The organism is Nostoc sp. (assembly GCF_036919575.1).
Lineage (GTDB): Bacteria > Cyanobacteriota > Cyanobacteriia > Cyanobacteriales > Nostocaceae > Nostoc.
In genome coordinates this window covers 1-26,117 of record NZ_JBALBY010000016.1, presented here as the reverse complement: position 1 = coordinate 26,117, position 26,117 = coordinate 1, and the positions used below count along the sequence as shown (strand labels likewise).

Below are 26,117 nucleotides of genomic sequence, written 5' to 3'. Positions count from 1 at the left end.
ACATAAGCTTTTAGCTGAGTAACATCCTTTTCTGGCAGTTTGTAGGGGCGACGTCGTTTTCGCTCCTACTTTTTCATTTTATTTAAAATAGCACAAATAAAGGTAAATAACTTTCCAAAATTGGAAAGTCAATTTCCTAGCTTGACGATGCGCGTCTAATTAAATTTATCTATTGTAAAGGAGTGCAGTCAAGGCGAACACCTAGAACGCGATCGCTGCACCGACTCAACTTACTAAACTCTCTCAATTAACTAAGGACAAAAACAATGTCTAACATCAACAACCAAAGCCAAGACCTTTACAGCGTCGAATTAGTGCAAGACCTTGACCATGAAGCCGCTGCTACTATTAGTGGTGGTACACTATACATTTCCACCGGACCTAGTGGTTCAGGAAGTGAGACAGCTGTCGGAAAAGCATATCCCGATTTAGGAGGCTATGACAATAAAGTATCTTGGTACAAGGTAACGGGTAACACTGGTTGGAATGCCTACACTGGTACGGATTACACAGGTCAAAAATACTATTTAGCACCAGGCACACAAGGTAACTTAGGCGGTGACGCTAACAATAACATTGAGTCTTTACAACCTGCATTACCTGCATAATCAGGTCGGTTCTATTTCATACCGCAGACTAGAATCCTGAAAAACCTAAAACAGAAAAGAATGCTCTCATATAAGCTTTTAGCTGAGTAACATCCTTTTCTCGCAGTTTGTAGGGGCGAGGTCGTTTTCGCTCCTACTTTTTCATTTAAACAATTGTAGGACAAATAAACGTAAATAACTTTCCCAAATTGGAAAGTCAATTTCCTAACTTGACGATGCGCGTCTAATTAAATTTATCTATTCTAAAAGAGTGCAGTGAAGGCGAACACCTAAAACGCGATCGCCGCACAGACTCAACTTACTAAACTCTCTCAATTAATTAAGGACAAAAACAATGTCTCAGATCAACAACCAAACCCAAGACCTCTATAGCATCGAATTGGTGCAAGACATTGACCATGAAGCAGCTGCTACCTGTAGTGGTGGTGCCTACGACCCAGATGTAATTTTGTATAGAGATGCAGGAGCAGGCGGCGCTAATCCTCTGGCGGTTAATGCATCAATTGGCGATGGTCTTAACTACGTTGGTAATGATTTCAACGATGTAACCTCATCTTTTGTGATTCAGAGGGGTACATGGAGCTTCTATAGAGACGCCAACTATGGGGGGTATGAGGGGACTTACGGACCAGGAGTATACTCTAGTCTCCCATCGGGTATTGGAGACGACAGTATAAGTTCCCTCTATCGTGCAGGGTAGATTTAACTATACTCTAGTCTCCCACCGGGTATTAAAAACGACAGTATAAGTTCCCTCTATCCTGTAGGGTAGATTTAACTATCCTACACGATAGATAAAGGGATTTTACGCCGGGGTAAAGCTACCTTCGAGTATACATTTTTCAGATAGTATTAACACTATTTAGCTATCAGTTACTTTAAGAATATCAATAACTCAGTTAGTAGTTATTCACTTTTGACTGATAACTATTCACTGTTTACTTACTTTAATCATTGAACAATGAAATACCACAGCATATTGCAACACAGTGAAGAAGATTGTGGCGCTGCTTGCCTTGCAACTGTTGCCAAACATTACGGACGCACTTTGACTCTGAGCCGGGTACGAGAAGCAGTAGGCACGGGGTCACGAGGTACTACTCTGCTTGGTTTGAATCGGGGTGCAGAAGCTTTGGGATTTAATGTCCGCCAAGTCAAAGCTTCTCCTCAATTGATCGATAGTTTAAATAAAGCTCCAATGCCCGCCATTATACATTGGAAAGGTTATCACTGGGTAGTTTTATACGGTCAAAAAGGGAAAAATTATGTAATTTCCGATCCGGGTTTTGGTATCCGCTACCTCAGTCGTAAGGAATTAGCTGAGGGTTGGAGTAATGGAATCATGCTGCTATTGGTGCCAGACGACACCCGTTTTTCTGAGCAGCCAAATGACAAAATGACTGGCTTTGGACGCTATCTGGTGCGTGTTTGGCCCTATCGCTTCCTTCTGGGTCAGGCGATCGCAATTAATATTGTAATCGGACTTTTGTCTCTCGCCTATCCTTTGATGATGCAACTGCTCACCGATGATGTGCTAGTGCGGGGAGATACTCAACTATTAACTACCGTGGCAATTGGGGTAATTGCCATGAACTTGTTTAAAAGTGCAATTGGTTTGGTACAGTCTCACCTGATCGGTCACTTCGGTCAACGGTTGCAATTAGGACTGCTGATGGACTACGGTCGAAAACTTTTACACTTGCCCTTATCTTACTTTGAAGGACATCGTAGCGGGGAAGTCGTCAGCCGAATTTCCGATATTCATGCCATCAATGACTTAGTTTCGCAGATTGTTCTTGGTTTACCTAGCCAATTTTTTATTGCTGTAGTTTCCTTGGGCTTTATGCTGTTTTTGAGTTGGCAACTGACTCTGGCTTCGGTATTAGCCTTTATCGTCGTCACCTTAGTTAATCTGCTTTTCCTACCCGCTTTGCGCCAGAAAACTCGTAAGCTGATCATTCTAGGTACTGAAAACCAAGGCTTTTTGGTAGAAACTTTTCGTGGCGTCCAAGTACTCAAAACGACCCAAGCAACTCCGCAAGCTTGGCAAGAATATCAAACCAATTATGGTCGCATCGCCAACTTGGGTTGGAGTACGATGAAGTTGGAGCTATACAGCAGCACATTTACTAATATTCTTTCAACTATAACTAATATAGGTTTACTCTGGTTAGGCAGCTATTTAGTAATTAATCACACATTATCTATTGGTCAGCTACTAGCCTTTAACGGCATGAGTGGCAACTTTCTCGGTTTTCTGAGTTCAGTGATCGGGTTAGCTGATAAGTTTATTACTGCCCAAATTGTCATCCAACGGATGTCAGAAGTGATTGACGCTACCGCAGAAGACTCGAATGAAGAGAAAAAGCCTTGGGCAAAAATTCCTACTGATGCAAATATTATCTGCACTAAAGTTAACTTTCACCATGCTGGCAGAGTTGACCTCTTGCAAGATTTTACGTTGACTATGCCTGGTGGTAAAGTGATTGCTTTAATTGGTAAATCTGGTTGTGGTAAAAGTAGCCTAGCTAAACTGATTGCTGGTTTATATTCCCTCCAATCAGGCAATATCCGTTATGGCATCTATAACAAACAAGATTTATCTTTAGAATGTCTGCGACAGCAGGTAGTTTTAGTCCCGCAAGAGCCGCACTTCTGGAGTCGCTCAATTTTTGATAACTTCCACTTCAGCTATCCTGACGTGACTTTTGAAGAAATTGTCACAGCTTGCCAGATTGCAGGAGCAGATGAATTTATTAGCGAATTACCTGACAAATATCATACTGTGTTAGGAGAATTTGGAGCGAATCTTTCAGGTGGACAACGGCAGAGATTAGCGATCGCCAGAGCGATAATTACTAACCCGCCGATACTGATTTTAGATGAATCTACTGGCGCTCTCGATCCGGCCAGTGAAGTTGAAGTACTAGATCGACTGCTTGCCCATCGCCAAGGCAAAACCACAATTTTAATTAGTCACCGTCCCAGAGTCATTGAGCGAGCCGATTGGATTGTATTACTAGAGAAAGGACGTTTGCAAATCCAAGGTTCTCCAGAAGAATTGCGCCAAATTGCTGGCAATCACTTGGACTTCCTAGAGAATGTTCGACCATCAACTCCGAGTTTACTAGGGAAATCTTCCGGCTCTGCTGCTAATGGCAAATACGTCACCATCAGTTAACTAATTCGTAATTCGTAAGAGGATGTTTGAAAAGTGGTATGTTGTGATACTAATCGAATAATTACCCCCCTTAATCCCCCCGATATATTGGGGGGAAACAGGAATAGGAATCCGGTTCCCTCCCCTTTATAAGGGGAGGGTTAGGGTGGGGTAAAAGAATATTTGATACATCAATCATGACTTTTCAAACATCCTCTAATTCGTAATTCGTAATTAACTTTCATTCGGTGGGTTTAAGTTTCATAGCAACTAACAAGCCGCAAGTTTTGTGGCTCTTGTATTTATCCCCGTTACAAAACTGTACTTCCGACTTCCGACTTCCGACTTCTTTAATTCTGTTTAGGTACTTGTTATGGTTAGTCAATCTAATTCTGTCGGACTTCCCCAAGCTGAAGAAAACGATTTTCTGCCACCACTTGGTAATTGGACTACTATTGGTGGCGCGATCGCATTGGTTGCTGTGACAATAGCAGTTGCCGCGGCCTCTGTAGCTCAATACAAAACCACCGTTCAAGCACAGGCAAGCCTGCGTCCGACTGGTGAGTTGCGGCTGGTTCAGGCTGCTACAGAAGGCCCAGTTATGCGGATTTTTGTGAAAGAGAATCAGATTGTTAAAACAGGAGATGCGATCGCTACTATTGACGACTCCCGCCTGCAAACTAAAAAGAGCCAACTAGAAAGTAGCATTGGGCAAACAAAATTACAACTGGTGCAAATCAACGCTCAGATTCATGCTCTTAATAACCAAATTGCAGCCCAAACTGACAGCAGTAACCGTACAGTGGCGGGGGCTGAAGCTGAATTGAGCAGTCGCAAGCGGGACTATCAAGACAAGCGAATTACTACTGTTAGTGATGTCCAAGAAGCCTCTGCAAACGTCAGAGCCGCAACTGCTGGCTTAAGTGCAGCGCAGACAAAGCGAAACCGATATGAGAGTGTAGCCAAAATTGGAGCTTTGTCACAAGATCAATTCGAGGAAGCACAACTAGCTGTTCGCCAGCAAGAACAACTACTTGAGGCAGCCAAAGCCAAATTGCAAAGCTTACAAGCTGCCCTGAATCCAACTTCGGCAGAAATTGCGATCGCCCAAGAACGCATTGCTCAAGAAAAAGCTACGGGACAGGCTAGCATCGCCACATTAGACAAAGAACGCAACGCGCTTATTCAACAACGGATTGAAACGCAAAAACAGTTCGAGCATGATGACCGCGAACTTAAACAAGCGAATATCGAGCTTAAGGAGACGATCATTTCTGCCACAGCAGACGGTGTGATCTCCAAGCTAAACCTACGTAATCCCGGCCAAACATTGCGCCCTGGAGAAGAAATCGCCCAAATTGTTCCTACTTCTGCCCCCTTGGTGATTAAGGCAGTGGTAGGAACTGAGGATAAAAGCAAGTTGAAGCCAGGACAAAACGTGCAAATGCGAGTTTCTGCTTGTCCTTATCCAGATTACGGTACTCTCCAAGGTAAAGTTAAATCAATTTCTCCAGATGCATTTTTTCCATCAGCGAATAATGATGCTGCTACAGGTGCTACTGCAACTACTCCCAAAGGTGCTGCCTTCTATGAGGTAACAATTGAACCTCAAAGCCTGTCTTTAGGTCGAGGAAACAAACAATGTTCCATTCAAATGGGAATGGAAGGCAGAGCCGACATTATTTCTAAACAAGAGACTGTACTCCAATTCTTTTTGAGAAAAGCAAGGCTAATGGTAGATGTTTGAGCAAATAAAGGGGAGTGGGGAGTGGGGAGTGGGGAGTGAGGGAGTAAGAATTTTAGATTTTAGATTGAAATTTAATCCAAAATCTAAAATCTAAAATCCAAAATTGAATTGTCCAATGCCCTAATTCCAATCCTGTTCCTCTTTCTTGCCGCGACTTTTGTAAATTCCCCCCAAATCGTGAATTTGGCGAGTTTTCTCAAAAAGCTCGGCTTCGGTCAAACCCCACTGCTGCAACACTTTATCTAGGTCTTTTTGGATGTCTCTCGCCCCTGGAAACCCTTGATAACGCATTCGCAGCCTAGCCAATTCTGCTAAATTATAGTCTGTCGCCTCTTGAAGGAGTAAAATATCAATAACAGGGCGATCGCGATTATAAAGAGGATGTTGTTGGTCTTTCCCTGCGGGTGCATCAGTCATAGTCAAGTCCTGTTAGCGGATAGCTAGGGTTTAGCCCGTGCTGAGTCCTGAGTTTTTAGTTTAGCTGAGGAAGGGAGGCAGGACAGGCACAAGAAAATTGTTAAATACTGAAAAATTCACTGTCAACTTTGCAACTCTTTACTTACCCCACTCCCCACTCCCCACTCCCCACTCCCCACTCCCTCACTCATAGTAGACGGCAACTACACCTGAGGTCTTACGGCTCTCACCACTGCCACCTAACTTTAAATAAAGTTACATTAGTCCTTAAGAAAATACAAAAAACTTTAGATGAGGGTGAATTTTATCTCACCCAAAGTCCAAGCAGCTAGGGAGCAAGAACCCGCTATGTTTGAACACTTCACTTCCGAAGCCATTAGAGTAATTATGCTAGCTCAGGAGGAAGCACGTCGCCTGGGGCACAACTTTGTAGGAACTGAACAAATTCTCCTGGGTTTGATGGGAGAAGGAACTGGGGTTGCTGCTAAAGTACTGGCCGAATTAGGCGTTACCCTCAAAGATGCCCGCCGCGAGGTAGAAAAAATTATTGGCAGGGGTTCTGGCTTTGTACCACCGGAAATTCCTTTTACACCCAAGGTGAAAAGTCTCTTTGAGCAATCCTTTAAAGAAGCTCATAGTCTGGGACAGAATTACATTAACACTGAACACTTACTCTTAGGATTGACTGAGGCTGGTGAAGGTGTCGCCGCCAAAGTACTGCAAAATCTAGGGGTTGACTTCAAGAGTGTCCGTAGTGCGATCGTTCGCCGTTTGGGTGAAAATTCTCCGGCTTTCGCTGGTAGTGGTAGTCAAAAGCGTACCCAACCGCTAACGATGGAAGAGTATGGCAGGAATTTGACCAAATTAGCACAAGAAGGCAGACTCGACCCCGTAGTTGGTCGCCAGAAGGAAATTGAGCGGGCGATCCAAATTCTCGGTCGCCGTACTAAGAATAACCCAGTGCTGATTGGAGAACCAGGAGTTGGTAAAACTGCGATCGCAGAAGGTCTAGCTCAACGTATTATCAATCAGGATGTTCCCGAAAGCTTACAGGGCAAACAAGTTATCAGCCTCGATATGGGGTCATTGGTAGCTGGAACTCGCTTCCGTGGCGATTTTGAAGAACGCATCAAAAAAGTCGTGGAAGAAGTCCGCACTGTCGGCAATATCATCCTGGTGATTGACGAAATTCACACCTTGGTTGGTGCTGGTGGTACAGAAGGTGGCTTGGATGCAGCCAACATCCTCAAACCTGCCTTAGCACGAGGTGAACTCCAGTGCATCGGCGCGACTACCCTTGATGAGTATCGTAAGCATATCGAACGCGATGCCGCCCTAGAGCGTCGTTTCCAACCGATTAAGGTCGGGGAACCCTCAGTAGAGGAAACCGTACAAATTCTCTACGGTTTGCGCGGTGCTTATGAACAACACCACAAAGTCACAATTTCGGATGGGGCACTTGTGGCAGCAGCAGAATTATCAGACCGCTATATTAGCGATCGCTTCTTGCCCGATAAGGCAATAGACTTGATTGATGAAGCAGGTTCTCGCGTTCATCTGCGGAACTCTCAGAGTTCTCCAAATAAAGAACTCAAGCGTGAACTCGCTGGCGTTACCAAATCTAAAGAAGCAGCAGTCAGAGTCCAAGATTTTGACAAAGCTGGAAGCCTGCGCGACCAAGAGTTAGAACTTGCAGAACAACTGCAAGCAACATTTACACAAAATGGTCAACCTGTCAACTCTAATGTAGTTGACGAAGAAGACATCGCCCAAATCGTTGCCTCTTGGACTGGCGTACCAGTCAACAAGCTAACTGAATCTGAGTCAGAGTTGCTCCTGCACCTAGAAGACACTTTGCATCAACGGCTGATTGGTCAAGAGCAAGCAGTCTCGGCTGTATCTCGCGGTATCCGTCGCGCCCGCGTCGGACTAAAAAATCCCAATCGCCCCATTGCTAGCTTTATCTTCTCTGGCCCCACTGGAGTCGGTAAAACAGAATTGGCGAAGGCACTAGCTGGCTACTTCTTCGGTTCGGAAGACTCGATGATTCGCCTAGATATGTCCGAATACATGGAAAGCCACACCGTCGCCAAGCTGATTGGTTCGCCTCCTGGTTATGTGGGATACGACGAAGGCGGACAACTTACAGAAGCTGTGCGGCGAAAACCGTACTCAGTGCTGCTATTCGACGAAATCGAAAAAGCTCACCCCGATGTATTTAATATGCTGCTGCAACTCTTGGATGACGGTCATCTTACCGATGCCAAAGGTCGGAAAGTTGACTTCAAGAACACGCTGATCATTTTGACTTCTAACATTGGTTCCAAGGTGATTGAAAAAGGTGGTAGTGGTTTAGGCTTTGACTTCGACACTCAAGCCGACGCTAGTTATAACCGCATCCGCACCTTGGTAAATGAGGAATTGAAAGCTTACTTCCGTCCTGAGTTCCTCAACCGTCTCGATGAGATCATCGTCTTCACCCAGCTTTCCAAGGATGAAGTTAAGCAAATCGCGGAAATTATGCTCCGCGATGTTGCTAGCCGCTTGACGGAAAGGGGAATTATCCTAGAAGTTAGCGATCGCTTCAAAGAGCGTGTAATTCAAGAAGGCTACAATCCTAGCTATGGTGCTAGGCCATTACGTCGGGCAATTATGCGCCTCCTAGAAGATTCTCTCGCCGAAGCAATGCTGTCTGGTGAAATTACAGATGGAGACACAGCGATTATCGATGTTGATGATGACTCTCAGATCAGAGTCAAAAAATCAGAAAAACGAGAATTACTGTTGGCAAATGTTAGCTAATGGCTCACCTCTTATCTAAGTAGAGGTGTCTCTGATAAACATCAAGTGAGATGGTATTATATCTTACCCCTGGTAGAAATGCTAGGGTTTTTTTATGCAATTTTCTTTTTAGTGGGCAATACCCACCTACCCACAACTGTTTATAATGAGTTTAAGATATAGCAGCAATATGAATGATTAAAAATCAGAACTTCCACATAGTAGACGTAGGTTGGGTGGAGCGGAGCGCAACCCAACATATATCAGGATGTTGGGTTACGCAAAGCCTCCACCCAACCTACAATTTTTTTGCAACATTTTAGGCAAGAGGGTCTACTACAAGACTACCGAGATTTTTTCAGAAATCAAATATGATTCCTATAGCAGCAATATGATAGAAAATCAGAACTTCCACATAGTTAAAGATACTGTCAGAACTGATGACAAAGGACGATTAACCTTGGGTACTGTTGCCAAAGGAAAGAGCTACCGAGTCCTCATCAATGAGGCAGGACAAATTCTGCTAGACCCAGTTGTAAACATTCCAGAAAGAGAACTTTGGATATGGCAAAATTCTGTAGCTCGTACCTCATTAGAAGTTGGTATAAAACAGGCAAGTTCTGGTGAACTTCACGACTTAGGCTCGTTTACCCAGTATGCGGATCTAGAAATTGATGAATAGGGTGTCTCTATGACACAAAGAAGTCAGCAGGACACTAGCCCTGGACACTAATCTCAAAATATAATCCTAGTCACGAGAGTTAATCTGCAACACTGAGTAATAGTGAATTTTAAGATAATATTTTCAACCGAGGCTAGTACAGCACTAGCTAAACTACAACAAACTGACTCTAAGAAGTACCAAAAAGTTTTAAAAACGCTGGGTTTAATGGAAATAAATCTACGACACCCTAGTTTGAATACTCACAAATATGAATCTTTATCAGGACCCAATGGAGAAGAAATTTTTGAAGCCTATGTAGAAAACAAAACACCTGCTGCTTTTCGAGTTTTTTGGTATTACGGATCTGAACCAGGAGTTATAACTATCCTGACAATTACACCCCATCCTTAATGACACCGTTGCAACTTCTTGTTAATTTTTTTATCAACAAACTCATTACGATACTGATTCCTCTGGTAACAATTCTGATGCTGCTTCACCATCAACAGCATTATCGGAATCACCAGATTTAGAAAAACCATCTGCTACATCTTTGATAAAACCAGCTATAGGTACTGCAACTACTAAACCCAAGACTCCAGCAACATTGGTTCCTACAAGCAAAGCAATTAACACCCATATTGGTCTAAGTCCAGTAAATTTACCTAATAATCGGGGTGCGATCGCCTGATCAATGAACTGATCAATGACAACAGCTACTGCAAAAACCTTCGCTGCTAGCCAAAAGTCATGTGTAGCTATGATGAAAGTGATGACAATCAGACTGACGACATCACCAAAGGGAATTAAGCTCAAAAGTCCAACTCCCAAACCAAAGAGTAAACCAAACTGGACTTGAAAAGCTAAAAACAATAATGTTACTGAAAAACCCATCAGCAAAGCCAAACTTCCCTGACCAATCAAGTAATTTTGGAAGTTTTGCTGAATAGACTGGCTAATCTCCTGGGCAACATTTCCAGGTAACTTCTTAAATATCGCCTCCCAAATTCTTGGCCCATCTAACAACAGATAAAAAGTCAATACTACTGTGATTAATGACTCAGAAATACTATCAATAGTATCTATGATAATGCTTAAAAGCTTATCGGAAATAAACTCTAATTCATTGGGGAATTTGTTGGTTATTTGTGTTAATAACTGACTGAGATTCACATTTAATTTGTGCCTAAAAAACCAATCATTTACAATCTGAAGTTTTTCTTCACTAGAATCAATCCATTGGGGAAGGACTTTAACCATCTCATTAAATTGCTCTAAAACAATGGGCAATAAAGTGATACCCAGAGCAACAACAATTACTAATGCTAATATAAAAACTAATGCTACTGCATAGCCTCGTTTAACTCCCCTCTGTTGGAGAATCGAAACAGGATAGTTTAAAACGAATGCAAGCAAAGTAGCCAAGACAAGAATTGTGACGACAGGTTGAAGATTTTTAACAAGCAAAAATGCTAGCCAACCATTGAGAAAGACTAGAGGAAATAGCAGCGTAAAAATTAACCATCTAAGTAGTTGATTCAGTGAAAAATTCATCATTAATTTAGAAATCAAAATTATTCTAGTTACTAGATTGAACCTGAAAATTAAATCTGCCTAATGGGAAGTAGATAAAAAAATCTTTCCCCATTCCCTAGTAGAGACGCGATTAATCGCGTCTCTACTCCCCACTCCCCACTCCCCATTATTCCAATTACTAACTTTCAGCAAAAGCCAAAAATTGCTCCTCATTTATTCGCCCAGCTTGATACAGAGTATTAGTAATTTCCGAAATAGTTAAAACTGCATGACCGCGATAACCATTTTGCTGTAACCTATCTTTCACTCCTTGTTCATGGTCTATTAATACCACAATATCATTAACATTTAATCCTGCTGATTTTAACTTTTCTGCCCCTTCCATAACACTTTTGCCACTGATGAGAATATCATCAACGACCACAACCGTTTCACCAGGATGAAAGTTACCCTCAATTACTTTCCGAGTTCCGTGCGCCTTCACCTCTTTACGAGGGAAAATCATTGGACAATGAAGGCGTAAAGCTAAACCAGTCGCAGTCGGTAAAGAACCATAGGGAATACCTGCTAATCTATCAAAACTAAGGTTTTTCAAAATATCCTGATATGCAGTGAGAACTTGATTAAAAACTTGGGGATTGGAAATAATTTTGCGTAAGTCGATGTAATAAGGAAATATTGCTCCTGATGCTTGGATAAAGCTGCCAAACATAATACAGTCAATGTCATAAAGTTGTAAAATTAAATCTTGTTGGGGGTGCTGATTTAGCAAACAAACATCAGGAAACCACACAGAACAAGTGGAATTGTCATGAATAACTTCAGCTTTGATTTGATTAATTTCTGCGCGTAAAGATTGGACTTCCTGAGATAGTTTTGTCTTTCCCAACATATCTTGAGGAACAGGAATTAGCAAACCATCACCGTTAGCATTCAAACCTGCTTCTAAAATTTGTTTCAGGTTTTGACCCTCCGCCCAGATGCTACGCGCCATAATGATTCGTTCAGGTGCGATCGCTCGAATAAGTGCTAAGATTTCAGGATTTGTAGTTCCCACTTCCAAACCCAATTGTTCTGGAGTTCCCCAGGTTTTTGATTCTTTGACCACCTGTAAATAAAGGGGTGATTCGTTTGTAGGATATTGCTGTAAAGCTTCTGCACTTGGATTAGAAGTACAGCATAAAATAAACACCGCTTTATCAGGATATACCAAAAAAGGTGCTACATGATCTTGTCCTGTATAAGGACTGAGAGTGATTGCATCTACTTGCCATTCTGTAAACACAGTTCGGGCAAAAATGGTACTAGTATTTAAGTCACTGTGTTTGGCATCTAAAATAACTGGGATGTGGGCTGGAATAGCTGCTAAAGTTTTGTACAGCAGTTCTAAACCGGGAATACCTAACGCTTCATAAAAGCCAAGTGTGGGTTTATAAGCACAAACGAAATCAGAAGTTTCTGCAATAATGAATTGTAACCACTTCTGTAAACCAGCGATGAGTTCTTCAGATTCATAACGCACAGGCATCATCTCTGGATTTGGATCAAGTCCTACAAACAGTAAGCTTTGATTTTGCAATATATTACGATTCAATTTATCAAAAAAGTTCATATTTATCAGTAAAAAAGGATCGTTTACCAAAACATCGATTCTGTAAGTTGAGTGCCTCCAGCTTTCCGCCCTAATCGAGAGTGAATCACTGCAAATAAGATAACCATTGGTACTGAGGCAAAGTGAACAATTCGCAATGCTTGCCAACTGCCAAATAAATCCACAATCCAGGAAAATTGAGCAGGTTTATACATTCCTATTCCTGTAAATAACGCCAGCAGCAAGATCGGAATAATTGCTGTATAGGCAATCCGATGCCAAGCATAAATTAGGCGCTGGGAATTTTGAGTTTTTTGTAATGCTTTGAGGTCATTAGCACCTACAAACCGATGTCGCCAGCGCCGGGTAATTAAAACGTAAATTCCATACCATAAGAGATTTAGCGAAAATAGCCACATTGCTGCAAAATGCCAGTTTCTACCTCCTGCTAGCCAACCTCCTAAAGTAAATATCGGAGGAATGTGCAAACCTGCACGTCCACCAAAAACAGGGTTGGCGTTGTAAATTTGTAGTCCACTGGTGAGCATGATAAACAGACTAATGATGTTACAGGAGTGGAAAATTTTGGCTCCTATTGCTTGAGTAGGCGGCTTCCGAGTTTGAGGGGGAACGGCTGAAGTCATAGATTTGACTGATAAAAATTGCTGATTATCTGTCTTGGGTAAATAGGCCAGGAAGTTTGGGGATTATTACTTATCCTTATTTTCTCATCCTATGATTCAACAGAACAAGTTTTGAGATCAGGGGATAGCCGTTAAAGTTTGCTAACTCTACCAGTAATTGATCTAGTTTAGGAATAAGAATTAAATAACATATATAGCGGTTCTCAATTGCATGGAATACAGGAACCAGTCGCGTGGGCGGGTTTCCCGACTTGGGCGAAGTAGGGGCACAGCAATGCTGTGCCCCTACCATGTGTTGCATCCGAACAAGAACTGCTATAATTGATGTCCCTGGTTTACCTCACCCTCAATCCCTCTCCGATATATTGGAGAGGCAAGCTAGATACAGGATGAAGTTTTGCATTTTATTTAATCTACCAGGACTTACGCAAAAAGCCAGTGAAAGCCTTGATTTACCGTAGGGGCAATTCATGAATTGCCCCTACATTTCGTACTTGATGCGTAAGTCCTATCTACGTTCCTTAGTGAGGTTTAGGTGTGCGATCGCCTTTTGCCGGAGTAACTGTCAGCAACGGCTTACTTGTGTTCGGGCGATCGCACCTATGAGTCCACTCCCCTAATTCACTCCTGTCTTCGTACTTTTGTCATTCCCCATCGCCTTCGCTAGATTTGGTGCTATCACTGTCAGTCGTTGATGCAGCATTAAGAGCAGGTCGCTTATGACTCTGGCGCGGCTTTCCCCCCGCTTGCATATACTGCAAACTGTTCTTGCCATAGTGCGTCCTCACACTCATCAACATCTTTTCCGAATAGCTAATCAAATCCTGCTCTAGTAATTCAATCTGTCCCATCGCTTCATCCACGCTAGAAAGCATCGTGTTGTAGCTCGATAGCTTCGCTTGCAAGGTTTGAATTCGCTTCTCATACTCTACCAAACTCAAGCCATTACCAAATTCCAGCGTTTCACTAATCGATCGCATCCCCGCGATCCGTCGTGTTCCCTTATCCAGTGCCGTAGAACTGCGTTTTAATCGTGCCATATATGTATCTCCTATCAAAGCCAATGTGAAAATTAATACAAGCTTCTGTTTAAATTCTAGCCATCTGCTATCCCCATTGCCCTGAGCAAAAACAACTAAAATTAAAGTATGGTCTACAATAAAATCTCATATTTATTCCTTATTTTTACTTAAAAATATTGAAATTCACGGTATAAAATTTGCGTTTATTAGTCTTAAGTCCTTAAATATCCGATTGGAGTACCCAAATATCCGATTGAAGTACCCAAATATCCGATTGAAGTACCCAAATATCTTATTGAAGTACCCAAATATCTTATTGAAGTACCCAAATATCCGATTGGAGTACCCAAATATCCGATTGGAGTACCCAAATATCCGATTGGAGTACCCAAATATCCGATTGAAGTACCCAAATATTCTATTGAAGTACCCAAATATCCGATTGGAGTACCCAAATATCCGATTGGAGTACCTAAATAGACAACCTCACCCCGATAAAGCTGTGCTTTATCTCCCCTCTCCTTAGTCTACGGTGTACACACAAGTCTGAAATAGATGATTCACCAAGGTTTTACCCCACCCTAACCCTCCCCGATATATTGGGGAGGGAACTGGATTTCCGGTTTCCCCCCAATAAACGGGGGGATTAAGGGGGGTAATTTGACTGCGGGTGTGCGGGTGTGCGATCGCCTGTAGAATACCATTATTCACAACTGGATAAGTGCGATCGCCTTTACAACACCATTATTCCACCTCAGAACACAAAACTTCTAGATTAGCTCTATTCCTTACAATGGAATAGGGTTTTATTAATTTTCCTTCTTCAGGGAATCTCAAAGTCAATATACTAACTGATGCAATTTGATACCCAACTGCTACCACGTATTAATGCCACATCCAAGAGAGAAAATGGTAAACAATATTATGTAGATGCCAAGGGAAATCGCTTTCCCAGCGTTACTACAATACTTAATGCCACCAAATCACAAGCAGACCGAGACAGATTATTAAACTGGAAAGCGCGTGTTGGTACACAAGAAGCTACCCGCATTACTACAACTGCTAGTCGTCGGGGAACCCAAACACACAAACAAATTGAGCGCTACCTCCTTGGTCAAAACCCTGTTTGTCCTGAAGCGAGTCGCCCTTATTGGGAGAGTATCAAGCCAGTTTTACAACAAATTGACACAGTTAGACTCGTCGAAGGCTCTGTTTTTCATCATGATTTGGGTTATTCTGGCAAAGTTGATTGTATTGCCAGCTATCAAGGTATTCCCTGTATTTGCGAGTGGAAAACAGCAGACAAACCCAAAGGCTCAATTGAGCATTTATATGAACATCCACTGCAACTTACGGCATACATAGGAGCAGCTAACGAGTATTATCGAGATTATGGCATTCAGCTAAAACACGCTCTCTTGGTAGTAGCGATTCCAGAAATGCCAGCAGAGGTATTTTGGTTTGAATCAGCAGTCATCAAAGATTACTGGGAAGAATGGGAAAAAAGAGTCGCCCAGTTTTGGGAACGCAGAAGTGTTTGGGGTTAGTCAGAGGATGTTTTAAAAGTGGTTGGCTGTAATTATTAGGCACTTGTTGATCCCCCCTAACCCCCCTTAAAAAGGGGGGAACCAGAATCAAAGTCCCCCAATTTATCGGGGGATTTAGGGGGATCTAAAACATTTTTATACCGATCAAAGGACTTTTAAAACATCCTCTCAGTAGGATTGCACAATTAGCAAAAGACTGCATTTCGTAACGTGAAGTAAATTTTAACTCAAATACAGCAAGCAATCTAACCTTGTAACGCCAACACAGTAATTAACCCAGAAAATCTTGCAAAATCGCCTGTGTTGTGAGTGAGTAACTGAGGAATGCCATAAACTAGCATTGTGGCGACAATATTTGCATCATGAACTTGCTTACCACCGCTAGGAATTTCCTCCATGAGTGTTAGTAACTTTTCTGTAACTTGAGAATTATCTTCAGCCACCCGAAAGCGGTTATAGAAATAGCGGAGATCCTGAATTACTATTGCAATGGGTAGTGGGTTGACAAACTGTTGCGGACGGGTAAGGGTAGCCAAATATTCCCGCAATACTTGTCGGCTAATCCACAACTCAACCCCTGCATCATAAAAACCTTGGATAGCCTCCATAGCAGCTTGGTGAAATGGAGACTGAATCTGACTAGCGTACACCAAAATATTTGTGTCTAAAAAAACAGGATCAGCGTCCCCAATCTCCATACATATCCTCACGTCTTAAAGAAAGATTTTCAGGCCAAGGTCCATAATTATGTACAGGAAAGTTTAGAGGAGGGCGTTTTTCCTTGCTCTCTGCTTTCTCAGCCAAAGGCTTTTCATCAATTACTATTACCACCTGATGTTCACCCTCTGGAATATCCAATGGTAATTGCGCTGTAATCTTACCATCTTTTGTAACCGTGGCAATTGTTTCTATACTTTTCATACTTACTATTTCTATTCGATTAATACATCACTACTTGGTGAAAGAAAGATTTGGACACATTTGCATAAACGAAAATATTCGTATAGATAAATACAGGGTTATTAGTCGTTTGCATAAAGGTCTTCTCTGCGGAAAGTTAAACTTTCTGAGACTAATCCTACAGGATAGGCGGAAAACTTAAAAAGCATTTTATTTTCCTTACTCTCTACTTTCTCTACCAAAAGCTTCTCATCAATTACTATTACCACCTGATGCTCACCTTCTGGAATATCCAATGGTAACTGCGCTGTAATCTTACCATCTTTGGTAACTGTGGCAATTGTTTCTATAGTTTTCATCTCATTTATCCTTGTTCAATCCATTACAGCTAATACAGCTTTCGGCAATAACTTATCTTTAAACCAAACAATTCTGGCGGGGACATCATTTAATTTTACTCCCGCTTTTTCTAAATTAAGTCGCTCAGAAATTGCCAAAATCAAATCGTCACGTCCAGCCCGCCGTACCTGAGAAAACTTCTTTTGTAAATATTCTGGTCGCCAATAACCAACAATTTCTAATAAGAAGGTACGTCCATCAGGATGCACTAAGCGGAAATCGGGAATCATTACACTACCGGGAATTGGGATTAAATCAACTTCTCGCTCTAACGCCCAACCACTTTTCAACGCATCCCACTTATCAGCAAAGGATGCTTCTAGCATACTATCGTAGGGCTTCCCTGGTGGATAATGGGATACCAAACCACATTCAGAATTGAGAGTGAAACGTCCAGTTTTCCAAGTATTTGTATAAGCGTCGCGGGTTTGGAGAATTGAAGAAAGACTCCATCTAGTAACGTGAAGTAAAGCAGGAATAAGTTTTGCGATCGCTAACCCATATCGCGTACTAGGATTAAACAAACTCGTCGGACCATCAATGGTAATTGTAAACCCGTGGTCAGCATCACCCTCAATATAAGCCATCAATTGAAACAACTTTAAATAGCGAAATAACAGCTTATATTCACCCGGAACATTCCGGTGAGCATTTAATACAAGTTGACTGGCTTTATAAAATACACCCTGCACCTGAGATAAGTTATATCGATTTAACAAATCTGGCGCTATTGGTGCATCAAAAACAGTCAAAATCTTATTTTCAGATAAATCAGCATATAGTCCATTACGAACCTGTTCTGATAAAACTTCCCGTTCAAGTTCTTGAGTTAACTCATCAGCAAGTTTACCAAGAGTAACTTCTGTTGATTCCCGACTAGAAACAGACTTTGCAGCTAGCGAAAACACCCGTTCTCTTAACATTTGTGGTTCCAGAGGACTAACCACCTCAAAAGTGCAAAAACTGCTTTTGAGAATATAAGCTAATCCTCGCTTCACCCGATAATCTGTAGAATCTCCTTCAAAATCAGTCAGTTGTCGCTCAAGTACACCTTGAGTCTTCCCCACTGCTGATTGAAAATAATTAATTAACTCAATCGCCAAATCCGAAGTTTTCTGATCAATCTTCAGTCTCTTCGGAATAATCTCCTCCCCGTTTTGGCGATGCATCAGTAAGTCTGTCGGTAACATCTGGCGAATTTTGGATTTTAGATTTTGGATTTTGGATTGAATAATTAATTTCTAACTGTTCCGCAGCTTTCAAACTCCTTTCTTTCCCACTCCCGTACACAACCTGTAAATTCCCTTTGTTCTCCTCCTCCTCTCTGCGTCCTCCGCGTCTCTGCGGTTCGTTCCTCTTCTCCCCTCTTCGCCGCGCTGAAGTCCCCTCTTCACTCGTATCCTCCGCCACCACTTCATACAAAATCGCCCGTTTATTCTCAATATTCCCCTTCCGTAAAATCCTCCCCAATCGCTGAGTATACTCCCTAGCCGAACCCGTGCCCGATAAAATGATCGCCACAGAAGCCGCAGGCACATCAACGCCTTCATTCAAAACATGAGAAGCAACCAAAGTATTATATTTACCCTCTCGAAACTTGGTTAATATCTCATGGCGTTCCTTCACAGGAGTTTGATGAGTAATTGCCGGAATTAACAACTCTTGAGAAATGCGGTAAACCGTCGCATTATCCGCAGTGAAAATCAAAATTCGTGCCGGATAATGTTCTGCTAATAAATCAGCGAGAATTCGCAATTTACCATCAGTACCCAAAGCGATATCTTTTGCTTCCCGGTGCGCTAACATAGCTCTACGTCCAGATTGCGATCGCGCACTCATTTGTACGAACATTTGCCAACCTTGAAGACTCCCCAAAGAAATCTTCGATTGCTTCAAAAAGTCGTTGCGGGTTTGAATTAGTTGATTGTATCTTTCCCGCTCAAGTTGCGATAACTTTACCTTAATTTGGACAATTTCATGCTCTGCTAATGCCTTCCCCGCCAAATCTTCAGCGCGTTTGCGATATACTTCTTGGCCAATGAGGATATTTAAGTCAGCGTGTTTACCATCAGTGCGTTCCGGTGTAGCGGAGAGTCCCAGACGATAAGGTGCGATCGCATATTCCGCAATCACCCGATTAAAATCTGTCGGTAAATGATGACATTCATCAAAAACAATCAAGGCATATTGATTCCCCAACGTTTCGGCGTGAATTGCAGCACTATCATAAGTTGCAACTAAAATAGCCGTTCTATCCCGCGAACCACCTCCCAGCAATCCCACCTCAGCATCGGGGAAAGCCGCTACCAAGTGTGCATACCACTGATGCATCAAATCCAAAGTTGGTACGACAATTAGCGTCGTGCGCGGCGTTGACTGCATCGCCATTTGTGCCAAATAAGTCTTTCCCGCCGCCGTGGGAAGCACAACGACCCCTACTCTACCCGCCAGTTTCCAAGCCGCTAGCGCCTCAGTCTGGTGGGGATAGGGTTCCATTTCCAGACTGGGAACCAAATCTACAGGATAAAATTGCTTCGCCTCATCGATAAAATAAATATCTTCGGCTTGTAGTGCTTCCACTAGCGATCGGTATCTAATTGCGGGAATGCGAAATTTTTCAACTCGATCATCCCACGTCGCATAGTCCATCCAACCTTTGCCGCGTGGTGGTGGATGCAAAATTAATGTGCCACGATCAAAATTTAATGTAGGTGTACGAGCCATTTTGGAAACTGGGCATTGGGCATTGGGCATGGGGCATAGGGCATTGGGCATGGGGCATGGGGCATAGGGCATAGGGCATTGGGCATTCTTTCTCCCTCATCTCCCTCTTCTCCCCCACTCCCTACTCCCTACTCCCCACTCCCCACTCCTTTGATTACTAATAACGCAAAAAGTGCATGATTCATCCAAGTAACTCAGATAAAACCCAACTAGACGCGCTCATTAGTCACGGAATGTCCTATCGGCAAACCAACACTAACCTTGCCGAATCCTACAAAGAACAGCGACAGAGCTTTCAGTTGAAACGGCTGCAATTGCAGGCGCAGATTATCCTGGTAGCTGGCTTGACTTTGATCGCTTTTTTTCTTTGGGCAAATTCACAATTAGAAGCCAAGATATACGCCTTTAAAATCGGTCTGGTAGTAGAACTATTCACACTCATTTGTTGGGGTTTATGTAAAACCTCTATAGGTCGTCGTTACCCAAACTTAATTTTTTTGATTTTATGCTGGTCTGTAACTTGTGCTGTCCAAATTCATATAGCTTTGCTGTTTAAGAATCTAGAACCTAGAAGCAATATCTGGAATCTGATGTTTCTCACTCAAGCTACAATCGTTCCAGTGCAATGGTGGATACATTTAATAGCACAAATTGGGACAATTGGTTGCTATTTTATTTTATATATATTATATAATCCCATCTTAAAAAATTCATCAGCTTTTTACATTGAGCAGGGTTTATATTTATTTTGGACTTGCATAATTTGTGTCTTTTCTGTCTATTTATATGAACGCTTGCGAAAAAAAGAATTTTACGCCCGTAAGTCAATGGAACTAGCGCAGTACAAATCAGAACGGCTGCTATTAAATGTTCTGCCAGAGATGATTGCAGAACAATTAAAACAACAGCCGACAACTATTGCCGATAGCTTTCTGGAAGTTACGGTGCTATTTGCCGATATTGTTGGCTTTACAGAGCTTTCAACTCGGACATCTCCTGCGGAATTAGTCGAGTTATTAAATACAATATTCTGTTTGTTCGACCAATTGGCAGAACGTCATGGGGTAGAGAAAATCAAGACGATTGGCGATGCATATATGGCTGTTGCGGGGTTGCCAAATAAGTCTAACAACCCGGCTCCAGCGATCGCTAACATGGCCTTAGATATGCAAAATGCTATAGCTACGTTTAACGAAGAAAATAACCAATCCTTTAGCATCCGTATTGGCATTAGTACAGGGCCAGTTGTGGCAGGGGTAATTGGGCTGAAAAAGTTTGCCTACGACCTTTGGGGAGATACAGTCAATACAGCTAGTAGAATGGAATCACATGGGATAGCAGGTAGTATCCAGGTTTGTGAAGCAACTTATCAGCTTTTAAAGGATAAATACTTATTGGAGAAACGAGGTTTAATTATGGTTAAAGGTAAAGGTGAAATGATGACTTATATACTCAAGGAAATTAATTTAAAAATTTAATCAATCTATACTGTTTGATAGAGGATAAAACAGGAGTGAATAGTCCTATACATGGTTTAACTGTCATTCGCTATGACTAACAGTTGAATCAAGAGGAGGAATTTGATCGGCGGTTAATGTAACAACTTGACCATCTTGCCAAATGCTAATAGATTCTCCTAAACGGCGGTGTCTTTCAATAGCTTTAGCAATAGCAGCTTTGACACCAGCATCAATTTTTTGATGGATTTCTGTTAGGGGAATTTGCGCTTTATTCCCCGGTTGTAATTCGATTCCAGATTTGGGGTTCATAGATAATTGCTTCCTGATTGATATTTGATGCAGCCACTAATAGAGGTTCAGACCCAGAATTATCATAGATTATCCAAGTATCACACACAGGTAAATACAAGTTAATTAGGTTGCTGCGTCCGCGTTCGTAACGACGGCGAATAGTATCTTATCTGATATTGTGACCACCACTTTCTACACGTCTGCGTACCCGTGTAATGGCTAATTCGGGACTTTGTAACCAAATCCCCAGTGAGTTAGGAAGTGCGATGCCTGCGGCGGGCTGCGCCATCGCGCATTAGTGAGAAAAGGATAGTTTCAGGTAAGTAGTTGGGTAGACTAATTTTATACCTGTCGCGCTTTCAAATGAAAAACGTAATAAAATTTGTACAGCCAAAACGCCTAATAACATTAATCATCTTTTTGATACTCATGTATGAGACCAGGGTTTACTTAAATTATATTGGTCAGTGTGGAAAAATATCTATTCACAGAGATTGTAAGTAATTTTTTCAGCAAAGAATTACTCACCGTGAATAGCACCTTGATTTTTAATTAGATAAGCTTTAATTTCAATCATCTGCTCACGTAGGTGGTCTAACTTGCCTTCTACTTCATTGAATCCGGTAGCAATGCCTTGTGAGATTTGGATCTGGTTATTGCGGAGGTGATTGAAGTCTCGCTCCTCATTCACCGCCTTCTCAGCTGCCGATGTCGCTTCTTGAATAGCCTGCTGTCTTTCAAGACCAGATTGTTGCTTTTCAAACTTCTGTTTATCCTTCCATCGGAAGAACCAACCGGATGCAGCAACGATAAAAGAAAGTAGAAAACCAGCGAGACTAATATCAATTTTCATTCCTTTATTTTGACTTTAAAATCATCAAAACTGAAAGATATATTATTAGATTCAGCTATATATCTACATATCTACAAATTCCCATATTTTAAAAGTGCAATCCTTGAAGTATATTTGTGCTTCAAATGAGATTTGATAGTTAGTTGGAAAGCGCAAAAAATTAATGATTATCGGCGTATAAAGAGAGATAAAGTGAGATTGCCCAATCGCTAAACCTAATGAAAATGGCACGGGAACAGCTTGATGCAAATAGCCTGCTTTATACCAATTTGGCTTGGCAGTGGTAGCAGATACTTGCACAGCGATAATTGCTGAGGTGAATAGGTGAGGCGGTTCAAAAGCTGCTATACGCTCAACAATCGCCCCACCTGAGATGGTTGCATTTTTAGTGGAATCCATGATGAGGTTCCACTTACTCGCATCACTAAAATCACTCATTAAAACTTATTTGCGAGATATAACTCGACGTGGATCTAAATCACGGATTATTTTACCGCCGGCGACTTTAGCTATCTGTAAAGGCCAAGTCTTACCTATCAAGTTCTCTTTAACAGTGGCTGTCACTGTCTCAGCATACCTAAGTTGTTTTCGATATGTCTTAGTAGTTGCACCGCTTCCTGTAGTAATTTCAATTTCTACAGTATGTAGCACCCCTGCCAACAAAAGTTCTTTTACGGCTACTCTAGGCACAACTCCGTTTAACTTTGCGTCTGCTTGACTTATTCCTGTAGCAGTAGCAACATCGGTTACATATACACCTGGGCTGCCAAGAAAATAATAAGTTGTTGCTGCCACAACAGGGTCAGTTAGCGCTGGAGCAGTAACTTTAAGCAGTTCTAATATACCCGCCATAAATTCAAATTCCTTGATTGTTTAGAACTAACCGAGTTGAATATGTTGGGAGAAATAGGCTGACTTAATTGTGTCAGTAGCTCCTAACTTCAAAGTTGCCAACGCTCCTACCTGTGGGCAATTGGTAGCAACCATGATGACAGTTTTAGTTTTTTTGGTGTCTAACCGCACTGTGGCACGCCTGACTAATCCGTGTGCAATTGCAGCACTAACGGAGATGGTTTCACTGCCAGCAGTCGGAGCGCCAGTTAGTTTTTTTACTCCACAAATAGTCCCAATAGCGTCATATTCATCTGGTAGTGAGATTATTTTATTCCCCACCTGATGAGGAACTCTTGCTGTATATGCCATATTTTAAGCTCTTGCTAGATGTACAAAATGTAGCAGAAAGCTAATGAGATTAGTCATCGGTAAACTACTGATTTACCACTGTTCAACGACTATAAAGACTATCGCACCTTAATGCCCGACAGGGCCACGCAGAGGTTTACAGCTACTATTGCCCAAAAATATCTTTCTTTTTTCTAACCCTTGTATTTATACCCAGTTCACTAGGGACAACATACCAACGTCGCCCTAGTTTAAATCCTTGAAGTTGTTGATTATAAATCTTTCTAATTATTGACTTTCTGGTGTAGTGATATTTTTTACAAGCTTCTTTTAAGGTGATGACATTAGAAATATCGTCAGGGATATGCCACCAGGAATGAGGTGTTACCATTTGACAAGCCAGGTAGGAAAGAGAGTAAGGCAGCCAGTAGCGTAGAACTTTGCCATCCGACACTTAACTTTAATCTTTGTTATTGGAGTCGTGGTGCCAACTAAACATGATTTACTTTCATAAGCTCCATTCAAGTAATTTGGATCAACCAAGTCTTTGGCAGCACTTAGAATTTTATCGCCTTCTGTTTTATCAAAAGAGTGAATTGTTATTTTACTATTATCTTTGAGTACGAAAATTATTTCCCAATTACCACGCTGATAATTCGGAAAAGGTGGTTTAGGTAATACGAGCTTTTCTGGTTTGTGATGAGGTATGGTAATCCGATATTTCGGAGAGCCAATGATTTTACCACTATCATCGACCTCAGCAAATTGATAAATGGCTTGCGGTCGATGATACTCTGGACGGATTAGCCAGCCATCAGGACAAACAGCATCACCACCACCTGAAGAAGGGAATTGCTGATTAAATAATGTAATTCGACTTTGAGCAATTAAGCTAGAATCATTTGATTTAACAGTCATTAGTTGAATTGACTCGTTATCGGCAGCAGACGGAGTTGCACCAAAATGTCCAGCAATAGCCGGGTTATAAGTTGCAATCAAGCCTTTTCTAATTGCTGCCCAATCTCTAACAGGCATAATTAAGAATTAATCTCTTGATTTCTCGTGGTTGTAGCTTGAGTAATTTGTGTTTGGATAGTGGTGTCTAAGCTTGTGATCTCTGTTTTTATTTCTTGAAGTAGAACAGCAGCAGTTTTAGGAGTTTCATTGTTGATGATTGTCAAAGCATCAGATGGACTAACAAGGCTACCTGCTTTTAGGGATATAGTAGCTGGGTAATATTTCCAATTTGCTTCTGATAATATGCCATCGTCTTGGAGAGCATTAAAACCAGCAGCCGTTGTTTTGAGATTCTGTTCAGAGGCGTTCAACATTACTGCTGAAATCTCTCTGACTTCATTTAACAAATTAACGAATCCATTCCCGTAGCCAGCTTTACAACTGGCGGCATCACCAATAGAAATTTGTTTAAATTTCAGGCGTTCTGCATCTTCAGTTCCTTCGATGACGCTTATTGATTGTGTGGTATAAACAGGGTTTTTGTCTTTGTCGCAGTAGTCAAAAGTTTGTACAGTTATTATTGACGTTTTCACTGGTTTATCTTCTTTTTTAAGTTGTTCTATTTCTTGTTGTTCTAAAATTTCCGCCAAACTATTTAACCCAGTTACAGCACCAGAAAGAGCTGCTAACTCAGTAAGAACCTTGGCTTCTGCTCTAGCTGCTGACTCGCCTACCAAAAGTGCTGTGTTATTAAGGCTTGTGGCAACGCCCTCGAATTCAGCTTTTGCAGCATTTACCCCTGCTTCTAATTCAGTTTTAGCAGAGTTGCTCGCTGATTTAAGTTCAGTTTTAGCCGAATCGGCTACACCCTCAAGCGCATCTTTTTCAGCATCAACCACTAATTTAAGTTCAGTCTTGGCAGAGTCAGCTATTCCCTTGAATGCGTCTTTTTCAGCGTCAGCGATTGATTTAAGTTCATCCTTGGCAGCATCTGCTGTTCCCTCAAATACACCCTTTCCAGCATCAGCACCTGATTTGAATTCATCCTTGGCAGAGTCAGCTATACCCTTGATCTCGTCTTTTTCAGCGTCAGCGATTGATTTGAGTTCAGTTTCCGCAGAACTAGCGACTGACTTTAATTCAGTTTCAGCAGAACTAGCGACTGATTTCAATTCAGTTTCAGCAGAACTAGCGACTGACTTTAATTCGGTTTCAGCAGTTGTAGCGACTGACTTTAATTCAGTTTCAGCAGTTGCAGCAGCTGACTTCAATTCGGTTTCAGCGGTTGTAGCGACTGATTTAAGTTCAGTTTCCGCAGAACTAGCGACTGACTTTAATTCAGTTTCAGCAGAACTAGCGACTGATTTCAATTCAGTTTCAGCAGAACTAGCGACTGACTTTAATTCGGTTTCAGCAGTTGTAGCGACTGACTTTAATTCAGTTTCAGCAGTTGCAGCAGCTGACTTCAATTCGGTTTCAGCAGTTGTAGCGACTGACTTTAATTCAGTTTCAGCAGTTGCAGCAGCTGACTTCAATTCGGTTTCAGCAGTTGCAGCAGCTGACTTCAATTCGGTTTCAGCAGTTGTAGCGACTGACTTTAATTCAGTTTCAGCAGTTGCAGCAGCTGACTTCAA

General features: G+C 41.8%; 29 protein-coding genes. 10 read left to right on the top strand and 19 right to left on the bottom strand.

The annotated features are described in order from the left end of the window. The first annotated feature begins 266 nt into the window (after positions 1-266). From V7K27_RS05435 to V7K27_RS05420, 4 genes are all read left to right on the top strand, one after another. Positions 267-608, top strand: coding sequence for a hypothetical protein (locus V7K27_RS05435; RefSeq protein ID WP_334945054.1), 342 nt, complete (start codon positions 267-269; stop codon positions 606-608). Between the two features lie 334 nt (positions 609-942). Further along, positions 943-1,308, top strand: a complete 366-nt coding sequence (locus V7K27_RS05430) for a beta/gamma crystallin-related protein (RefSeq protein WP_334945052.1) — start codon at positions 943-945, stop codon at positions 1,306-1,308. Between the two features lie 261 nt (positions 1,309-1,569). Next, entirely contained in the window at positions 1,570-3,789 is a 2,220-nt protein-coding gene (locus V7K27_RS05425; RefSeq protein ID WP_334945050.1) for a peptidase domain-containing ABC transporter, read from the top strand. Between the two features lie 352 nt (positions 3,790-4,141). Then, complete coding sequence (locus V7K27_RS05420; protein WP_334945048.1) at positions 4,142-5,515, top strand: HlyD family secretion protein; 1,374 nt, start codon at positions 4,142-4,144, stop codon at positions 5,513-5,515. 120 nt (positions 5,516-5,635) lie between these two features. Here the strand turns inward: V7K27_RS05420 and V7K27_RS05415 are convergent, their stop codons facing one another. Beyond that, positions 5,636-5,932 carry a DUF3288 family protein gene (locus V7K27_RS05415; RefSeq protein ID WP_334902109.1) on the bottom strand — a complete coding sequence of 99 codons (297 nt, stop codon included), beginning with the start codon at positions 5,930-5,932 and terminating at the stop codon, positions 5,636-5,638. Positions 5,933-6,060: 128 nt separating this feature from the next. Here V7K27_RS05415 and V7K27_RS05410 point away from each other — a divergent pair, with 128 nt between their 5' ends. The 4 genes from V7K27_RS05410 (at position 6,061) to V7K27_RS05395 (ending at position 9,788) form a co-directional block, all read left to right on the top strand. Continuing rightward, positions 6,061-6,264, top strand: a complete 204-nt coding sequence (locus tag V7K27_RS05410) for a hypothetical protein (RefSeq protein ID WP_334945046.1) — start codon at positions 6,061-6,063, stop codon at positions 6,262-6,264. A gap of 16 nt (positions 6,265-6,280) precedes the next feature. Then, a complete protein-coding gene (locus V7K27_RS05405) occupies positions 6,281-8,734 on the top strand; it encodes an ATP-dependent Clp protease ATP-binding subunit (protein ID WP_334945151.1) in 2,454 nt (817 codons plus the stop codon). 370 nt (positions 8,735-9,104) lie between these two features. Then, positions 9,105-9,395: a hypothetical protein gene (locus V7K27_RS05400; RefSeq protein ID WP_334945045.1), complete on the top strand. Its 291-nt coding sequence runs from the start codon at positions 9,105-9,107 to the stop codon at positions 9,393-9,395. A gap of 102 nt (positions 9,396-9,497) precedes the next feature. Further along, positions 9,498-9,788, top strand: coding sequence for a hypothetical protein (locus V7K27_RS05395; RefSeq protein WP_334945043.1), 291 nt, complete (start codon positions 9,498-9,500; stop codon positions 9,786-9,788). 45 nt (positions 9,789-9,833) lie between these two features. Here the strand turns inward: V7K27_RS05395 and V7K27_RS05390 are convergent, their stop codons facing one another. The 4 genes from V7K27_RS05390 to V7K27_RS05375 form a co-directional block, all read right to left on the bottom strand. Beyond that, positions 9,834-10,931 (bottom strand): AI-2E family transporter, encoded by a 1,098-nt coding sequence (locus V7K27_RS05390; protein ID WP_334945149.1) that lies wholly within the window; start codon positions 10,929-10,931, stop codon positions 9,834-9,836. Positions 10,932-11,091: 160 nt separating this feature from the next. Further along, positions 11,092-12,525: a bifunctional orotidine-5'-phosphate decarboxylase/orotate phosphoribosyltransferase gene (locus V7K27_RS05385; protein WP_334945041.1), complete on the bottom strand. Its 1,434-nt coding sequence runs from the start codon at positions 12,523-12,525 to the stop codon at positions 11,092-11,094. A gap of 23 nt (positions 12,526-12,548) precedes the next feature. Next, positions 12,549-13,148, bottom strand: a complete 600-nt coding sequence (locus tag V7K27_RS05380; RefSeq protein ID WP_334945039.1) for a cytochrome b/b6 domain-containing protein — start codon at positions 13,146-13,148, stop codon at positions 12,549-12,551. Positions 13,149-13,792: 644 nt separating this feature from the next. Next, positions 13,793-14,188: a hypothetical protein gene (locus tag V7K27_RS05375; protein WP_334945037.1), complete on the bottom strand. Its 396-nt coding sequence runs from the start codon at positions 14,186-14,188 to the stop codon at positions 13,793-13,795. Positions 14,189-15,024: 836 nt separating this feature from the next. Between V7K27_RS05375 and V7K27_RS05370 the strand changes: the two genes are divergently transcribed. Next, positions 15,025-15,717 carry a PD-(D/E)XK nuclease family protein gene (locus tag V7K27_RS05370; RefSeq protein ID WP_334945035.1) on the top strand — a complete coding sequence of 231 codons (693 nt, stop codon included), beginning with the start codon at positions 15,025-15,027 and terminating at the stop codon, positions 15,715-15,717. Positions 15,718-15,962: 245 nt separating this feature from the next. Here V7K27_RS05370 and V7K27_RS05365 read toward each other — a convergent pair whose 3' ends face one another. The 5 genes from V7K27_RS05365 to V7K27_RS05345 form a co-directional block, all read right to left on the bottom strand. Next, positions 15,963-16,415 (bottom strand): type II toxin-antitoxin system VapC family toxin, encoded by a 453-nt coding sequence (locus V7K27_RS05365; RefSeq protein WP_334945033.1) that lies wholly within the window; start codon positions 16,413-16,415, stop codon positions 15,963-15,965. After that, positions 16,396-16,638, bottom strand: coding sequence for a hypothetical protein (locus tag V7K27_RS05360; RefSeq protein WP_322739253.1), 243 nt, complete (start codon positions 16,636-16,638; stop codon positions 16,396-16,398). The genes V7K27_RS05365 and V7K27_RS05360 overlap by 20 nt, the downstream gene beginning before the upstream one ends. 101 nt (positions 16,639-16,739) lie before the next feature. Beyond that, complete coding sequence (locus V7K27_RS05355) at positions 16,740-16,976, bottom strand: hypothetical protein (RefSeq protein ID WP_334945030.1); 237 nt, start codon at positions 16,974-16,976, stop codon at positions 16,740-16,742. 15 nt (positions 16,977-16,991) lie between these two features. Continuing rightward, a complete protein-coding gene (locus V7K27_RS05350; RefSeq protein ID WP_334945028.1) occupies positions 16,992-18,206 on the bottom strand; it encodes a DUF790 family protein in 1,215 nt (404 codons plus the stop codon). Then, a complete protein-coding gene (locus V7K27_RS05345; protein ID WP_334945147.1) occupies positions 18,136-19,740 on the bottom strand; it encodes a DEAD/DEAH box helicase family protein in 1,605 nt (534 codons plus the stop codon). The genes V7K27_RS05350 and V7K27_RS05345 overlap by 71 nt, the downstream gene beginning before the upstream one ends. Before the next feature lie 176 nt (positions 19,741-19,916). On the opposite strand from V7K27_RS05345, the gene V7K27_RS05340 reads away from it, so the two are divergent. Beyond that, the gene (locus tag V7K27_RS05340; RefSeq protein WP_334945026.1) at positions 19,917-21,218 is read left to right on the top strand and encodes an adenylate/guanylate cyclase domain-containing protein; all 1,302 of its coding nucleotides are present in this window, start codon (positions 19,917-19,919) and stop codon (positions 21,216-21,218) included. A 63-nt stretch (positions 21,219-21,281) separates the two neighbouring features. Here the strand turns inward: V7K27_RS05340 and V7K27_RS05335 are convergent, their stop codons facing one another. The 9 genes from V7K27_RS05335 to V7K27_RS05295 all read right to left on the bottom strand — a co-directional run. Beyond that, positions 21,282-21,509 (bottom strand): hypothetical protein, encoded by a 228-nt coding sequence (locus tag V7K27_RS05335; RefSeq protein WP_292762136.1) that lies wholly within the window; start codon positions 21,507-21,509, stop codon positions 21,282-21,284. A gap of 148 nt (positions 21,510-21,657) precedes the next feature. Then, positions 21,658-21,780: a hypothetical protein gene (locus V7K27_RS05330; RefSeq protein WP_334945023.1), complete on the bottom strand. Its 123-nt coding sequence runs from the start codon at positions 21,778-21,780 to the stop codon at positions 21,658-21,660. A gap of 231 nt (positions 21,781-22,011) precedes the next feature. Then, positions 22,012-22,344 (bottom strand): hypothetical protein, encoded by a 333-nt coding sequence (locus tag V7K27_RS05325; RefSeq protein WP_334945021.1) that lies wholly within the window; start codon positions 22,342-22,344, stop codon positions 22,012-22,014. Between the two features lie 63 nt (positions 22,345-22,407). Further along, entirely contained in the window at positions 22,408-22,782 is a 375-nt protein-coding gene (locus V7K27_RS05320) for a hypothetical protein (protein ID WP_334945019.1), read from the bottom strand. A gap of 6 nt (positions 22,783-22,788) precedes the next feature. Beyond that, complete coding sequence (locus V7K27_RS05315; RefSeq protein WP_334945017.1) at positions 22,789-23,196, bottom strand: hypothetical protein; 408 nt, start codon at positions 23,194-23,196, stop codon at positions 22,789-22,791. A gap of 27 nt (positions 23,197-23,223) precedes the next feature. Beyond that, entirely contained in the window at positions 23,224-23,547 is a 324-nt protein-coding gene (locus V7K27_RS05310; protein WP_334945015.1) for a hypothetical protein, read from the bottom strand. Positions 23,548-23,692: 145 nt separating this feature from the next. Next, the gene (locus V7K27_RS05305; protein WP_334945014.1) at positions 23,693-23,917 is read right to left on the bottom strand and encodes a hypothetical protein; all 225 of its coding nucleotides are present in this window, start codon (positions 23,915-23,917) and stop codon (positions 23,693-23,695) included. Further along, the gene (locus V7K27_RS05300) at positions 23,911-24,561 is read right to left on the bottom strand and encodes a hypothetical protein (RefSeq protein WP_334945012.1); all 651 of its coding nucleotides are present in this window, start codon (positions 24,559-24,561) and stop codon (positions 23,911-23,913) included. The genes V7K27_RS05305 and V7K27_RS05300 overlap by 7 nt, the downstream gene beginning before the upstream one ends. A 2-nt stretch (positions 24,562-24,563) precedes the next feature. Beyond that, positions 24,564-26,117, bottom strand: a 1,554-nt coding sequence (locus V7K27_RS05295; protein WP_334945010.1) for a hypothetical protein, incomplete at its 5' end; no start/stop codon positions are given.